The organism is Siminovitchia sp. FSL W7-1587 (assembly GCF_037963795.1).
GTDB lineage: Bacteria > Bacillota > Bacilli > Bacillales > Bacillaceae_C > Siminovitchia > Siminovitchia thermophila.
In genome coordinates this window covers 2,721,719-2,737,214 of the sequence record NZ_CP150169.1, presented here as the reverse complement: position 1 = coordinate 2,737,214, position 15,496 = coordinate 2,721,719, and the positions used below count along the sequence as shown (strand labels likewise).

General features: G+C 43.6%; 16 protein-coding genes. 5 read left to right on the top strand and 11 right to left on the bottom strand.

The window, feature by feature from the left end; genetic code table 11:
- Positions 1 to 127: 127 nt before the first annotated feature.
- Together NST31_RS12835 and NST31_RS12830 are read right to left on the bottom strand one after the other, a co-directional pair.
- Positions 128 to 1,894 carry an ABC transporter ATP-binding protein gene (locus NST31_RS12835; RefSeq protein ID WP_077109734.1) on the bottom strand — a complete coding sequence of 589 codons (1,767 nt, stop codon included), beginning with the start codon at positions 1,892 to 1,894 and terminating at the stop codon, positions 128 to 130.
- Positions 1,895 to 1,950: 56 nt separating this feature from the next.
- Positions 1,951 to 3,678, bottom strand: coding sequence for an ABC transporter ATP-binding protein (locus tag NST31_RS12830; RefSeq protein ID WP_077109662.1), 1,728 nt, complete (start codon positions 3,676 to 3,678; stop codon positions 1,951 to 1,953).
- A gap of 100 nt (positions 3,679 to 3,778) precedes the next feature.
- Here NST31_RS12830 and NST31_RS12825 point away from each other — a divergent pair, with 100 nt between their 5' ends.
- Positions 3,779 to 4,189, top strand: coding sequence for a VOC family protein (locus NST31_RS12825; protein WP_077109663.1), 411 nt, complete (start codon positions 3,779 to 3,781; stop codon positions 4,187 to 4,189).
- Positions 4,190 to 4,952: 763 nt separating this feature from the next.
- Here the strand turns inward: NST31_RS12825 and NST31_RS12820 are convergent.
- Positions 4,953 to 5,462, bottom strand: a complete 510-nt coding sequence (locus tag NST31_RS12820) for a YwhD family protein (protein WP_077109664.1) — start codon at positions 5,460 to 5,462, stop codon at positions 4,953 to 4,955.
- A gap of 23 nt (positions 5,463 to 5,485) precedes the next feature.
- Entirely contained in the window at positions 5,486 to 6,139 is a 654-nt protein-coding gene (locus NST31_RS12815) for a site-2 protease family protein (RefSeq protein ID WP_205178884.1), read from the bottom strand.
- Between the two features lie 145 nt (positions 6,140 to 6,284).
- Here NST31_RS12815 and NST31_RS12810 point away from each other — a divergent pair, with 145 nt between their 5' ends.
- On the top strand, positions 6,285 to 6,470 hold the full coding sequence (locus NST31_RS12810; protein WP_077109666.1) for a 2-hydroxymuconate tautomerase: 186 nt from the start codon (positions 6,285 to 6,287) through the stop codon (positions 6,468 to 6,470).
- 88 nt (positions 6,471 to 6,558) lie between these two features.
- Here NST31_RS12810 and NST31_RS12805 read toward each other — a convergent pair whose 3' ends face one another.
- Both NST31_RS12805 and NST31_RS12800 read right to left on the bottom strand, forming a co-directional pair.
- Positions 6,559 to 7,068: a YwgA family protein gene (locus NST31_RS12805; protein WP_205178882.1), complete on the bottom strand. Its 510-nt coding sequence runs from the start codon at positions 7,066 to 7,068 to the stop codon at positions 6,559 to 6,561.
- A gap of 60 nt (positions 7,069 to 7,128) precedes the next feature.
- On the bottom strand, positions 7,129 to 8,430 hold the full coding sequence (locus tag NST31_RS12800; RefSeq protein ID WP_339165551.1) for an HD domain-containing protein: 1,302 nt from the start codon (positions 8,428 to 8,430) through the stop codon (positions 7,129 to 7,131).
- A 1,069-nt stretch (positions 8,431 to 9,499) separates the two neighbouring features.
- On the opposite strand from NST31_RS12800, the gene NST31_RS12795 reads away from it, so the two are divergent.
- Positions 9,500 to 10,219 carry an RsfA family transcriptional regulator gene (locus NST31_RS12795; RefSeq protein WP_339161032.1) on the top strand — a complete coding sequence of 240 codons (720 nt, stop codon included), beginning with the start codon at positions 9,500 to 9,502 and terminating at the stop codon, positions 10,217 to 10,219.
- Positions 10,220 to 10,610: 391 nt separating this feature from the next.
- Here NST31_RS12795 and NST31_RS12790 read toward each other — a convergent pair whose 3' ends face one another.
- Complete coding sequence (locus NST31_RS12790) at positions 10,611 to 11,450, bottom strand: lipoate--protein ligase family protein (RefSeq protein WP_339161030.1); 840 nt, start codon at positions 11,448 to 11,450, stop codon at positions 10,611 to 10,613.
- Positions 11,451 to 11,481: 31 nt separating this feature from the next.
- Positions 11,482 to 12,462: a phosphate acetyltransferase gene (gene pta, locus NST31_RS12785; protein WP_339161027.1), complete on the bottom strand. Its 981-nt coding sequence runs from the start codon at positions 12,460 to 12,462 to the stop codon at positions 11,482 to 11,484.
- 166 nt (positions 12,463 to 12,628) lie between these two features.
- Here pta and hemQ point away from each other — a divergent pair, with 166 nt between their 5' ends.
- Complete coding sequence (gene hemQ, locus NST31_RS12780; RefSeq protein WP_339161024.1) at positions 12,629 to 13,381, top strand: hydrogen peroxide-dependent heme synthase; 753 nt, start codon at positions 12,629 to 12,631, stop codon at positions 13,379 to 13,381.
- Positions 13,382 to 13,504: 123 nt separating this feature from the next.
- The gene (gene gerQ, locus NST31_RS12775; protein WP_339161022.1) at positions 13,505 to 13,936 is read left to right on the top strand and encodes a spore coat protein GerQ; all 432 of its coding nucleotides are present in this window, start codon (positions 13,505 to 13,507) and stop codon (positions 13,934 to 13,936) included.
- Between the two features lie 44 nt (positions 13,937 to 13,980).
- Here the strand turns inward: gerQ and NST31_RS12770 are convergent, their stop codons facing one another.
- From NST31_RS12770 to NST31_RS12760, 3 genes are all read right to left on the bottom strand, one after another.
- Positions 13,981 to 14,352: a DUF423 domain-containing protein gene (locus NST31_RS12770; protein ID WP_077109675.1), complete on the bottom strand. Its 372-nt coding sequence runs from the start codon at positions 14,350 to 14,352 to the stop codon at positions 13,981 to 13,983.
- Between the two features lie 18 nt (positions 14,353 to 14,370).
- Positions 14,371 to 14,628, bottom strand: coding sequence for a YwdI family protein (locus NST31_RS12765; protein ID WP_077109676.1), 258 nt, complete (start codon positions 14,626 to 14,628; stop codon positions 14,371 to 14,373).
- Positions 14,629 to 14,708: 80 nt separating this feature from the next.
- Positions 14,709 to 15,389, bottom strand: a complete 681-nt coding sequence (locus NST31_RS12760; RefSeq protein WP_339161016.1) for a uracil-DNA glycosylase — start codon at positions 15,387 to 15,389, stop codon at positions 14,709 to 14,711.
- Positions 15,390 to 15,496 lie beyond the last annotated feature (107 nt).

Here is a 15,496-nt window from a genome sequence, read left to right as displayed (position 1 = left end):
CTGCCCGGAGTCATGATCAGATTTGCGGTTTCCTCCCTGGACGGGCCCGCTCAACCGAAAATGGGGAGCGGCTCGGCCAATTTATCCCTTAGGCATTCCGCTTTCTCATGTTGGCATCAGAAATCGGCTATGCAAATTGGCTTTTATACAGATCCGTATAAAATCCGTTTTGTTCCATCAGTTCTGTATGTGTCCCTTTTTCGATAATGTCGCCCCGATTCATCACGAGGATTACATCAGCGTCACGTATCGTTGACAGCCTGTGGGCGATGATGAAGCTTGTGCGGCCTGACATCAATTGATTCATCGCCCGCTGAATATTCATTTCTGTCCTCGTATCGACACTGCTTGTCGCCTCATCGAGAATCAACATTTTCGGGTCGGCCAAAATGGCCCGCGCAATCGTAATGAGCTGGCGCTGGCCCTGTGAAATATTCGAGGCATCCTCCTCCAGAACCGTATCATACCCATCGGGCAATGTCCGGATAAAGTCGTCGGCATAAGCGCTCTTGGCAGCCTGGATAATGTCTCGATCTGCCGCGCCATTACGCCCATATGCAATATTGTCCCGGATTGTTCCGTTAAAAAGCCACGTATCCTGAAGCACCATGCCAAACAGCGATCGGACTTGTTCACGCGTAAGATCGCGAATATCCATATCATCTATCCAGATGCTTCCGCTATCAACCTCATAAAATCTCATTAACAAATTGATAATTGTTGTTTTGCCGGCACCTGTAGGTCCAACGATGGCAATCTTTTGGCCAGGTTCCACTTCCAGGTTTAAATCTTTGATAATCGGTTCCCCTTCTTCATAACCAAAGCGAACATGCTCAAAAGTAATTTTACCTTGAACTTTACCAAGATCCTTATTCACCGGCACTTCCTGTTTTTCCTCCGGTTCATCCAACAATATAAAAATCCGTTCTGCCGAAGCGACTGCCGTTTGCACCATATTGGCGATTCCCGCAGCCTGTGTCATCGGATGCGAAAGTTGCTGTGAATATTGAATAAAAGCTTGCACATCCCCGATGCGAATGCTCCCGTTCAAAACAAGAAGACCTCCACAAATACTTACAAAGACAAATCCCAAGTTCCCGACAAATGACATCATCGGCATCATGATCCCGCTTATAAACTGAGCGCGCCAGCCGGACTCGTAAAGCCGTTCATTCACTTCATCAAATTCTTTTATCGCTCTTTTTTCATGTCCAAACGCCTTAACCACCTGGTGGCCTGAGAACATTTCTTCAATGTGCCCGTTGATTTTTCCCAGTTCCATCTGCTGCCCAACGAAATGCTTCTGGGAGAAGGAGGCAATCAACCTGATGACAAGGACACTCAATGGAAAAGTAATCAAAATCACAAGGGTCAATGTCGGACTAATCACCAACATCATGATCATGATTCCCGCAATGCTGATGAACGAGGTAATCATTTGCGAAAGCGCCTGTTGAATGGCGTTGTTAATATTGTCAATATCATTGATAGCACGGCTTAAAATATCACCATGCGGATGCCGGTCATAGTAACGGAGCGGCAAGCGGGTGAGCTTTTCATTTACGGCTTTTCTGAGATCAGCCGTCGTTTTCTGGGAGACCCCAGCCATTAAATATTGCTGTAAATAAGTAAAGAGGGAAGAAATAACATATAAACCAAGCAACAGCATGAGCAATTGCTTTAAGAAAGGAAAGTCAATTCCCGTACCGCCTGTAACACTCGCAAAAATGGAAGTCGTCGCATCCCCCAACAACTTTGGTGTAATGACGTTAAACAATGTTGAAAAAATGGCTGCTATAGTTACGAAAGTCAGTTGAACCTTTCTTGGTTTTAAATAAAACAGCAACCTTTTCAATGTTTTTTTAAATTCCTTAGGTTTTTCACCCGGGGCCATCCCATGTCGCGGGCCACCCGGCCCTGGACGGAAGCTCGGGCGCCTGCTTTGTTTACTCATGCCCCTTCCTCCCCGGCTTGTTGGGATAATACAATTTCCTGATAAACTTGATTTTCTGCAAACAGCTCCTTATGTGTTCCAATGCCTGCTATTTCCCCTTCATTTAACACAATGATTTGATCTGCATGGATGATCGTATTGACACGCTGGGCGACAATGATGATCGTAGCCTCTTTCGCAATGTTGAAAAGTTCACTCCGCAATTTTGCATCCGTTTTAAAATCTAGTGCTGAAAAGCTATCATCAAATAAATAAATGTCAGGTCTTCTAACAATGGCCCGCGCAATCGAAAGCCGCTGCTTTTGTCCACCTGAAAAATTCGCTCCCCCCTGCTCGACATACAAATGTAATCCTTCATTTTTTTCTTTTATAAATCCGGAAGCTTGCGCGATATCTAGCGCTTCCCACATTTCCTGATCGGTCGCATCTTCCTTCCCATAGCGCAAATTGTCTGCCACTGTGCCGCTGAATAACATCGCTTTTTGGGGCACATAACCGATCCTCTTCCTCAACTCTTGCTGGGAGATGTTCCGGACATCCTCCCCATCAATCGAGACAGTGCCTTCTTCAACATCATAAAGTCTTGGTATGAGTTTCAGAAGTGTTGATTTTCCCGAACCCGTGCTTCCAATAATTGCCGTCGTTTCACCGGGCTTGGCCTCAAATGATACATTTTTTAATACGGGTTTTTCGGCTCCGGCGTACCGAAACGAGACGTCTTTACATGTGATGACTCCGTTTAGGTTTCTCCTGGTTCTCGGTGTTTCCGGGTCCAAAATATCATTTTCCATAAGGAGTACTTCATTGATCCTCTTTAAAGAAGCTTGCGCCCGGGGAATCATGATGAAGCCAAAAGAAAGCATAATTAATGACATTAAAATCATCATGGCGTACTGTAAAAAGGCCATTAAATTTCCAACTTGCATGAGGCCCTGGTCAATCCTGACAGCACCGAACCAGACGATCGCGATGCTCGTGAAATTCATAACAATCATCATGACCGGAAAAAGAACGGCCATCATTTTATTGACTCGAATCCCGGTATCTCGAAAATCTTCATTCGCGGCATGAAACCGCTGCTTCTCATGTTCAACATTGTTAAAAGCCCGGATGACCCTGACCCCCGTCAGGCTTTGTCTGACAACGAGATTCAGTTTATCTGTCTTTTTTTGCAACGCTGCAAATAACGGAATGGCTTTTCTGGATATGAAAAAAATCAGCAACGCCAAAATCGGCAGTGAACCGAGAAAAACAACCGAAAGGCCCGGCTCCCTCGCAACCGCCAAAACAATTCCTCCAACGAGCATAAGAGGAGCGCGTGTCATCATGCGCAAAACCATATTTAATACATCTTGAACTTGCTTCACATCGTTCGTTGATCTTGTAATTAAGGAAGCTGTTCCGATTTTTTCAAACGTCTGGACAGAAAAATTTTCGACGGTGACAAACAAGTCCCGCCTGACATCTCTTGCAAAACCAAGGGCTGTCCGTGATGCAAAAAATGAAACCCCCGTCATGAGCAAAACAGCTGCCAATGCACAAATGACCATAAGGCCCCCGGTTTTTAAGATGTAAGGAATATCACCTTTTACAATTCCAATATCGACGACATTAGCCATGAGTGTCGGCAGCAGAAGCTCCAACATAATAGCTCCAAGTGTAAGCAGTACGACTAAGGAAATTTGTACATAATACTTTTTTATATGAGCTAGCAAGGTGATCACTCCCTATTCCTGTTCAAGATGAAAAGATGCTAGTAATGAGACTTTTTCAGTTTATAATGAAAAAGACTGAGAATCAAAACTTTGATTGGAGTGAAGAAAAGTGAAGTATCAGGCAACTCCTTATTTTACATTTGGTGGAAATGCGAAAGAAGCACTGGAATATTATAAGGATGTTTTCGATGGTGAGATAGTAGAAATCATGACCTTTGGCGAAGCAGATTTTCCGTCCCCTCCAGAAGCTGAGGAAAGAGTCATTCATGCGAAGTTTCAAAAAGGCAATCTTATTTTGATGGTATCGGATACTTTGCCGGAAAATCATATAATCTCTGGCAACCAAGTTTCGTTAACACTCGAATTACAAAGTGAGAAAGAGATCGAAACGATTTATCAGCGGTTGATTGAAAAAGGATCCATTTCCATGAAACTGCAGGACACTTTTTGGGGAGCGAAATTTGCAAAAGTAAAAGACCCATTCGGCATTATTTGGGATCTCCATTATACGAAGGCATAAACATGTATCCCTGTTTTTTATCGATGTATACTGAACCGACTTGAGCAGTTCTTCGAAAACATGGACAATCCGTAAGCGAAGTTTTTTCAGCTACTGGGATTGGCTTATGTTAACGAGGAGATAGGTATGAAAGACCGAGCATTGCTCCCACAAGGATAAAGGAAACGTCGCGACAAAGAATGCGTATAGCGGGAATATTGTTGAATCCTCTCACACCTACCTTCGAGCAAGCTCCGTGAAGCTATCCCGAAAAGGTAAACATCCCCATAATCTTTGCCGGAGAGTACAAAGTGAAGCCGGGAGTGGACAGATACTAGTCGAATCTTCACCACTCTCTCTGTCCCTAGTACTATGATAAGACCTTACAAAGCTCTTCTTGTCCTTGCTTGCCACGCCCGCACCAGGGCGCCTAGGCCGGCAGCAGGCTCAGGCGGCGACGTCCTGTCTCGCGGCTCTGGCTCAAATGGCCGCGTCCTGTCGCTTTGCCTGCACTTGGACTTCCTGTCCGGCAGATTCGGTCACGGTTAGGTTTTTTAGATAATGAGATATATAAAAGAACATTTTTTATCATTTTGAAACAAAAAGTGCTTGGGGTGTGCGGCCCCAAGCTTTTTTAAGCGCTAGCCAGCGCTTTTTTTTGTCCCAGTTTGCCATGTGCAAACTATCTTTAAGTTTACTTGCTTTCCCATGAATCGGCAAGCTGGCTTATAACATTTTTTTTTAACTGTCATAGATTGTTCAAAAAGATAGAAGATTGGACCATTTATTTAGCAAATTCTTTTCTTAGTTCTTCACTAGAGTTCAGCCACATTTTCTCATCGTGATTTTTCAAAAAGTCGGCGAGGACTTTTCTTGATCGTTGATCCATGTTGTGGACGATCACCCTCCCCTTCATTGCTTTATCTAAATGATTGACATGCTCCGGCATTGATTTATAGCCGCGGCGGGCGGGACGGTTGATCCACAGTTCACAAGCAGTAACTCCCGCATAATACGGGCCTTCTTCTTTAATGTCCACGGCGACCCATACGACCCAGTATTTCTTTGCTCCCTCTTGGGGGAACTCGCTTTTGTCTTTCAAATACTTAACACCGCGTTCCGTTTTACTGCGGGCATGCATTGCCTGCTCCTCAATCCAGACTTCTTCTTCCTCGACATCAATCATAATCGGTGTAATATTTTCCAGGCTGAGCGAACCGATTCCGAAGCCTTTATGTCCCATGGTAGGATCATCTTTAATGATATTGAACTCAACTTTTCTCTTTTTCTCCATTTCATAACTCCTCCTTTTCCCTATCACAAAAACAGCGCAAATACATTATGTATGCTGTTCACAAAAAAAGGGACGACCGTGTTTAAAATGGGGTGAATTGTATAATGTGACAGTGGAGTAATGACTAAAATTAAAAATATGATTGAACCGTATTGCTCATATTGCGTCATTTTTGCTCTTGCGCCCGGTGAAACAAGGTCTTGCACAATACGATACCCATCAAGCGGCGGAAGGGGCAGTAAATTAAACACAAACAGCAAGACGTTCATCCAAATAAACAGGTTGAAAAATTGGATTACAAAGATGGGCAGTTGCGCAGAAACACCCGTCACCATCAATATGAAAAATATGGCAGACCCGAGAACAGCAAGGGCAAAATTACTCACCGGTCCCATCAATGAAACAATAATGCCCGCAAGCCGGGGATTCTTAAAATAATAGCGGTTGACTGGCACTGGGCGCGCCCAGCCAAACCCGGCAATAAAGATAAGTAATGTCCCTATCGGATCAAGATGGTGCATAGGATTCAATGTAAGTCTGCCCTGTTGTTTTGCCGTCGGATCTCCAAATTTATATGCGGTATAGGCATGCGCGAATTCATGTACCGTAAAAGCTATGAGCAATACCGCCGCCACGATCGGAATTTGTTCCAGCGGAAACCTTAAAAATCTTTCCACGTATCCAGCCCCTTTTTAAAGTCTATTGTTCATATTATACAAAATAAATGAACTTTACTCATTCATTGTGTTTCTTTGCTTGAAAGGAGCGAGTGAAAAGCATACACTTTTTCATAAGAATCATATTTTCGGGGAGGAACAAACAATGCCATTGGTAACCATCAAAATGTTTGAAGGACGGACAGAAGAACAGAAAAAAGCATTGGTGGAAAAAGTAACGGAAGCCATTTCGGAAACAACGGGAGCTTCGGCTGATTCCGTAACGATTGTAATAGAAGAAATGACGAAAAACCATTATGCCGTTGGAGGCAAAAGATACAGCGACCTTTAATCGTTTAAATGGAAAGTGTCTGCCCAGATGTACTTGTTATTTGCTTATGTAACCTCCAACGCTAAAAAAAAGACAGTCTTTCCGAATGTTAATTCGGATAAACTGTCTTTTTCAATGATTGTATATAATCATAAGCCTCGTCAATCTCTTCCAAGGAGTAATTTTGTTTTCCTTTTAGCTCGGCAATTTTTTCTGCGACTTTATTTTTAGGAAGATGTTCGAAGTATAATATAGTCGAAACAAGCTCGAGGAATCGGGCGCTTTGTTCGTTCATATCGGTCAAACATTCTTCAAGAAGGGGGATATTGACCGATTCGGATTCCAAAAATTCACGACCCGATGACGTGATCATATAACGATATTGGCTGTATCCTCCCTTATCCTCTTTCTTTTCTTCAATAAAGCCAAAATTGCAAAGTTCTTCAACCCTCAGCGTCAATTCTTCAGAATAAGGCCCGTAAAAATGAAACTCAAACTTTTCTTCAAAGGGAAAATTCATTTTTTTTGCGATAAATATCATTTTTTGCAGTTTTTTTCTGCCGACAATTTCACCGGCCTTAGCAAAAACCGCCATTAATTTTTGATGATCGTGAAGCATAAATATCGTTCAACCCCCGCTACAGTTTTTCCAATACGTTCATTCGTATCTGTCTGCATTCTAAAATCTATGCAGGATAGAAAGAATGCGCTCAGCACTTTTATTTTCCCCAGACATGCGTTGGAGCAAATCTTTGGGATAATACAATTTATGATCGGTCCGCCTTTTTCCCGAAATCGCTTGGACAATCGCCGATTCCCTGGAAAGCTCGGAAAGTTCGCCATTAGGCATCAATAAATGAATCGGCAAGCGCTCTTCTTCCTCTCCCGGACGGTAAAAATCATAAGGCAAATCTGATGATGAATCAATCGCCAAATAATATTCCGGATCAATGCCCGCATCCCGAAATAAATCCTCCAGTTCACGTAGCACCTTATATTGTTGGGCCGGATCAAACTCTACATATTTAAACAAATTTCTGTTCATAAAGCGGTGACATAAATCACATAATATAGGGTCGTCCTCTTCTTCCCACATGTGGAAATAATACAAGATGACCGGTTCATCCAACTTTAAGTAATCGGCGAGTGTCACTTTTTCTTCAAATAAAGATTGAAAGTGTAAGGGCTCTTTCTTAAAGGAATACCCCAATTTGTACAGTGCTTTTACCCTTTGGAGTATTTTTGTTAAAATCACTTCGGCACTTCGGGTCACCGGATGAAAGTAAACTTGCCAGTACATTTGGTACCGGCTCATAATATAATCTTCAACCGCATGCATGCCGCTCCATTTAAACACGACATGATCCTCGCGAGGGCGCATGACACGCATGATTCTCTGCATATCAAAGTGGCCGTAGCTTACGCCGGTAAAATAAGCATCCCTTTGCAAATAATCCATCCGGTCTGCATCGATTTGGCTGGAAATCAAACTGATCACGAGCTTATCATGATACGTTTTTTGAATAACTTCAGCTACTTTTTGCGGGAAGTCGTCACTAATAAATGTAAGTACCTCGTTAACTTCTGTATCTCCGAGGATAATTTGTTTTGTAAAATTCTCATGATCAAGGCGAAACACTTTTTCAAATGAATGAGAAAAAGGTCCATGTCCTAAATCATGGAGCAAGGCGGCACAAAGTGACAGCAAACGTTCATCCGCATTCCATTCCGGCCGTCCTTCAAAAACTTCATCAATAATTTTTCTGACAATTTCATACACCCCAAGCGAATGGCTGAACCGGCTATGCTCAGCCCCGTGAAAGGTGAGATAAGTCGTGCCAAGCTGCTTAATACGGCGCAGCCGCTGAAATTCCCTAGTTCCAATCAGATCCCAGATGAGCTTATCCCTGACATGTATGTATCCGTGAACGGGATCTTTAAACACTTTTTCCTCGCTTAATTTAATGCTGGAATCCACTATCGGCTCTCCTCTTCCTATCTATCATGTTTTTATTATAGCGGTTTTCGACAAGTAAAGAAAGAACACCCGGCTACCGAAAAATTCACCTTTTTATAAAAGAATAGCCAAGCGCAAGCTCCTTCCACATTCACCTCTGGACTAAGCCACACTTATCAATCCCCGCACCAAGGCAAGTCTAAAACAGGAAAGTGGGTGTGAAACTCGTGCAGTTTCTTCAGCGGGTTAACACTATTTCATGATGGGATCAGTGATACTCAGGGCATAAAGATAAGTCAGCCATGGGAACCGGGGCTATCATTTCTTCGTCACATCCTTCTCGAAGCCTGCGTTCATTCTTTGTGCGTAATCATGCTAATTGTCCCGAGCGCTTTGCACTTCCCTGAATAGCAGGCACTAGGCGACGTCCTCGAAACCAGCGCTTGTTCTTCCTGCGATGAGATGCTGACGAATCCTTTCTTGTGGTGGCGGCTTGCCTTGTACTTGGCAGGCTTAAGCGGGAACCTCCTTGTTTTTTACTGGTACTCGAAACGTCCTTTCCAGCGGCAGGCTTAAGTACGACTTCTTTCTCTTTTCACCTGCACTCGGACTTCCTTTCCCGCGGCAGGCTTAAGTACGACTTCCTTCTCTTTTCACCTGCACTCGGACTTCCTTTCCCGCGGCAGGCTTAAGTACGACTTCCTTCTCTTTTCACCTGCACTCGAAACGTCCTTTCCAGCGGCTGACTCAAGCGCGGCTTCCTTCTCTTTTCACCTGCACTCGGACTTCTTTACCCGCAGCAGAATCAAGCTGGCGACTTCCCTACCGCTTGCCTTTTTTAGACTTCCTTTCCCTCGACCAGCTTAAATGGCGATTTTCATGTCGCTTCCCCTTGCCCTTCCAGACGTCCTTTCCTACGGACGCCAAAAAGGCGCTTTTTCCCAAGCAACGTATTTTTTCTTCTATACAAGAAAGCAAGATTAAATTGGAACGTCTCATCAAAAACTATTATTATTTTGCGATTTTGGTATAAAAACCATTTTTCTTGTACATGCTTTAACTAACCAAAAAAGTTCAAAGGGAGTTGGTTATAATGAAAACACGTCAAGATGCCTGGACAGAAGAAAATGATTTGCTTTTGGCTGAGACCGTTCTTCGACATGTCCGTGAAGGCAGTACACAATTAAATGCTTTTGAAGAAGTTGGGGACAAATTAAATCGAACATCCGCGGCCTGCGGATTCCGGTGGAATGCTGTTGTCCGCCAACAATATGAAAAAGCACTTGATTTGGCCAAAAAACAACGAAAACAACGACAAAGACTGTTAGGAAAAGAGCAGGGAGGAAAGAAAAAGCTTTTGTATCAGCCGCCGGTTCCTTCTTTGGAAGATATCCAAGCTCCGGTGACGGATCAAAGCGCAGGAACGGAGATAATCGGTACACCTGCATCAAAAGTTACTAAGGACCAAACGATATCAAACGATCAGACAACCCCACTGGGCAATGAATTAAATCTCGGCAACGTGATCGCCTATTTACAGCAACTCCATCATTCGGAATTTCATGTTGAAATTGTAAGAAGTGAGAATGAGAGATTAAAAAGAGAATTGAACGATCTAAAGGCCGAAAATAAAGAGCTGGCACAAAAAGTGGAAGAACTGGAGAACACATCTGTAACAATGCAGGAAGATTATGAGACATTGATGAAAATTTTGAACCGCGCAAGGAAGCTTGTCCTGTTTGACGAGGATGATCGCTCGGCCACTACCTTTAAAATGGACCGAAACGGCAATCTGGAGAAACTAGCAGAGTAATACTCGCATAAGCAAATACCTTGCTCCATTTACGTACAAGTTGAACTGAAGTGATACCGCGGAAAGCGAAATATGTTGACGTAGCGGTGATAGGGTTTTTTTTAACACAAATAAACCGAACAATTTTAAATGAATTGTTCGGTTTTTGCTATTTCGTATTTGCTTATGTACCAGTCTCTTTAGCTTGCAGGAAAAAGAGAAGCTTTTTATTTTAATGAGCGACATAGAGTTTGAAGAAACAGCACATGGTCGTTATTGAAGCGGTAGATGGCCACTATCCATCTCTATTCGTACTCTCGATTGTCCCGCAGGATTGGAAATTGTCGTCTCCTTTTAAACTTTACTTACCTTGCCTAAAAGCGCATTTTAGGCAATCGTAAACTCCTTCTCTTTATGCCCCCATAAATTTCTTGTTTCTGTCTTGCATCCGCTCAAAATAATGAGGATACCACTCCAGCTCTTTCCCTTGAAGGCTGCTCATAAAAATTTGACCGCTCGTCCTCTTTAACGTGGTTAATAACAGTTGCATAGCGTCTGTTATTGTAAGCCTCTGATTCAACAACTCGGACAAAGAAGCCATGACACTTGGCTCAACCGCCGGAAACGTATATTTCATTGATTCATTGAATTTTGCATGCGTATAAAACTCCTGTAATAACTGCGCCCGTTTCGAGCCGCTGCCCGAAACACACAAATACACTTGAACAGCGACACCATTTCGGATTCTCCGCTGGGAAATACCGGCAAATTTTTTCCCCCGTATACTTAAATCGTAGCTTCCCGGACAATAAGAGCCGACGATTTCCCCTGTCTCAATCCGGCATGAATACTCGTGGAACATCATTTTAACAAGCTCCCACATGGCATCATATCCGCGATTAATGTCAATGCCGCGTTCTGTATCCGGAATAATGAGAGATATATTCAGTACCCCCTCATCAAGTAACACAGCCAATCCGCCTGAATTACGCACGATCCATTTTATATTTTTTTCTTGCAAAAACCGCAGCCCCTCTTCAAGATGTGGAAGCTTCGTATCTTGAATCCCCAACACGACTGTATCATCATGTACCCATGTTCTGACAACTGGCGGAGAATTTCCGCTACCTACCGACTGGCAAAGGGTATCATCAATCGCAAACGAATCCAATGCGTTAAAATGGGGGGCGAGCCCCGATTGATCAATGAAACGCCATTGATCTTGGTATAATAAAGACTTATGTTCTCCCATCAGTTCTCTCCTCTTGTCTCTCTTGATGCCATTACGTTTGCCCTGCTGATTGGGCGGCTGTTATGAGCGCAAGTCTAAATACGTCCTCTTCGCTGCATCCTCGGGAAAGGTCGTTCACGGGGGCATTTAGTCCTTGGAGGATTGGACCAACTGCCGCAAAGCCTCCAAGCCGTTCCGCCATTTTGTAGCCAATATTCCCCGCCTCCAGGCTCGGAAAAATAAAAACGTTCGCATCCCCTTGAATAACCGAATCTGGTGCTTTTTTAGCCGCTACAGCCGGTACGAAAGCGGCATCGAATTGAAATTCACCGTCGATGACAAGATCGGGGTCCATGCTTTTAGCCAGACGAACCGCCTCTGCCGCTTTTTCGGTTTCTTCGGAGTGAGCCGATCCTTTCGTTGAGAAGCTGAGGACGGCGACACGGGGATCTACATCAAACATTTGGGCCGTTTTGGCACTTTCTACTGCTATTTCCGCCAGCTCCCGGCTGGTTGGGTCAATATTGATCGCACAATCGGCAAAGATATATTTTTCTTCATCCCTCATCATGAGAAATGCTCCGGAAACCTTGCCGACCCCTTCTCTTGTTTTAATGATTTGAAGTGCGGGCCGAACCGTGTCGGCGGTAGAATGTGTTGCGCCGCTCACTAAGCCATGGGCTTTATTTAAATAAACGAGCATCGTTCCAAAATAGTTCACATTGAGCAAAACATCCGCTGCCTCTGATTCCGTCAACTTTCCTTTTCTGCGTTCCACCAGTGCGCCGATCATTTCATCCATGTCGGCAGCGTTTTGTGGTTCGTATATTTCCATTTCCCGCAGGGAAACATCTAATTTTTGGGCACAGCTTGCAATCTCTTCCCTATCGCCGATTAACACAGGTGTAAGCAGCTTATCCCTTGCCAATCGACCAGCCGCAGCCAAAATTCGCGGATCCGTTGATTCCGGAAAAACAATTTTTTTATCCCATCCGGCCGCTTTCAATCGTAATTCATTAAATAAAGATTCCATATTTATCCCTCCAAGAGAATCATCCGAAGATCACATATTTATTTTACACTCTTTCAACAAAGCCATTCCTGTCCAACTTCCCTTTTGAGTGAAAGGGATGTGCATTCAGGAAATGGATAAACTGTGCTATAGTAATAATGGATTATAAAGTATAGGAGTGATCAATGTGAGTGAACCGGCACAAACACTGGACGGTTGGTATACACTTCATGATTTTCGGACGATCGATTGGGCGGCTTGGAAATTATTATCAAATAATGAACGGCAAGCCGCCATCCACGAGTTTAAATTATTCCTCGACAAACTTGACCATGTACAGGAACGCAAAGAAGGCAGCCATGCCTTGTATACGATTATAGGTCAAAAAGCGGATTTCATGCTAATGATTTTACGTCCGACTATGGAAGAACTGAATAATCTTGAAAACGAATTTAATAAACTGACAATCGCGGAATACACAAGGCCGGCTTATTCCTATTTTTCCGTCGTTGAATTAAGCAGTTATCTGGCGGGCGACTCTGATGAAGACCCATACGAAAACCCGTATGTCCGTTCCCGTTTATATCCGATCTTGCCCAAAACGAAATACGTTTCGTTTTATCCGATGGACAAGCGTCGAGAGGGCAATGACAACTGGTACATGCTTTCAATGGAAGAACGGAAAGACCTCATGTACAGCCACGGAATGATCGGTCGCCAATACGCCGGGAAGGTAAAGCAAATTATTACCGGTTCTGTCGGGTTTGACGATTACGAGTGGGGCGTTACCCTCTTTTCCAACGATGTGTTGCAATTTAAAAAGCTTGTATACGAAATGCGCTTCGATGAAGTAAGTGCGCGCTATGGCGAATTCGGTTCATTTTTTGTTGGACATCTGCTTGAAGACAGTCAAATAGATCAGTTTTTACATGTAAAATGAACCTATCCCCCCCATTTGCTTGGATGGGGGTTTTTTATTGGCATGCTCCCCCTCCACTTTGCATACATATGAAAGAGCATTTCATTCAGGAATGATTCACTTTTTTTGGAGGAGGGAGTCCTTTTGGCTAAACCAAACCAACCGCAAGTGGCCGGATATTACCCGCATGGTCAAATGCTGTACCGCCAACAGCCTTATTATGGAATGATGCCGCCTCAAGCGCCGCAGCCGCTCCAAGTTCCAACACCTGTAACAGGGACTAAAGGTGGCATCGATGTTCCCGGTATGCTTCCAATAGAACAGTCATACATTGAAAATATACTTCGCATAAACAAAGGGAAACTTGTTGAAGTGCACGCTACATTTGAAAATAATAAGGAATGGAACGCGATGATTTTTCGGGGACTGATTGAGGCGGCCGGTCGTGATCACCTCATTATTAGTGACCCGGAAACAGGAAAAAGATATTTAATCCCGATGGTGTACGTTGATTATGTCACGTTTGACGAACCAATTGAGTACGAATATCCTTTCGGGGCAGGTACGGCACGTTAAAACGCACAAAAATCTCGGACCTGTACAGATCCGAGATTTTTTTGTCATACATATTTTATTGAAAACACGATGAGCAAAACCCAGGAAACAAGAAATGCGACCCCGCCAAACGGTGTAATCGCCCCAAGCACCTTAATCCCCGAAGTACTGAGGACGTATAGGCTGCCGGAAAACAAAATGATGCCAATCAGCATCAGCCAGCCCGACCATGAAAGCAAAGAGCTTGCCCCAATCTTCCCGGAAATGATACCGATCGCAATGAGACCCATAGCATGGAACATTTGGTATTGAACACCCGTTTTCCATATTTCCAAATATTTGGGTTCAAGCTTATTTTCTAGTCCGTGTGCACCGAAAGCCCCGAGTGCAACAGAAAGAAATGCATTGATTGCTCCTAAAATAATGAATGTCTTCATCCGCCTACGCTCCTATCCTTAAAAATCAAAAATGGATTCTCCATTTGCTTCTTCATCTTCCAAAACTTTGGCACCAAGGTCATTCATTGGTTGCGGCGAAACTTGTTGACATTTCTGCTCTTGGCTTACTTCCTGGCCGCCAGCTTCGAGGACCAATTCAGCAAGAGCCTTGACAGCGGACATGCGGCTGCGGATTTCTTTTGCGCTTTCTGCTTGTTTCGCCTTTGACAACTCTTGTTCCATTTTATCAATAAATGCTTTATATGTAACGTACACGGACACATCCCCTTTACATGCTCACTATTGGTTTTTCTCCCTTACAAGCATAAGGACATTTCGCCAAAAAATCAAAAGCGTTACAAATTGGGAATTTGCCAATCAATCGGTTCTTCGCCCCATTCTTGTAAAAATGCGTTCGCTTTGGAAAAGGGCCGGCTTCCGAAAAACCCGCGGCTTGCTGACAAAGGGCTCGGATGGGGAGACTGAATGATTTTGTGTTTTTTTGTATCAATCAAACGAAGCTTTTCTCGCGCGGGTCTCCCCCAAAGGATAAAAATGACCGGCTTTTGACGTTCATTCACTAACGAAATAACTTTATCCGTAAATATTTCCCAGCCTTTGTCGCGATGAGAATGGGCCTGTCCGGCCCTTACTGTCAAGACCGTATTTAATAACAAGATTCCTTGTTTGGCCCACTTCACCAAATAGCCGTTATTCGGAATATAACAGCCCAGATCATTCTCTAATTCTTTGAAAATATTTTGCAAAGATGGAGGAATGCGGACATCCGGCTTTACGGAAAAACTAAGGCCATGCGCCTGTCCCGGTCCATGGTAAGGGTCCTGACCCAGCAAAACTATTTTCACATCGTTGTAAGCGGTAAAATGCAGAGCATTAAAAATATCATGCATGGATGGATAAATCACTTTTTCTCTATATTCTTCAATCAAAAACGACCGCAAATTCAAATAATAAGGTTTCTGAAACTCTTCTTTTAAAAGCGGCCACCAATCGTTTTTCAAAATTTTTTTTGACACGCTAACTCCTCCTTTATCCCCATTTATTCTTGCATATTTTCAAAGAGAAGGAAATTGAAATGCGTATGATGATGTTTGATGTGAAACGTCCCCGGATATATACATAC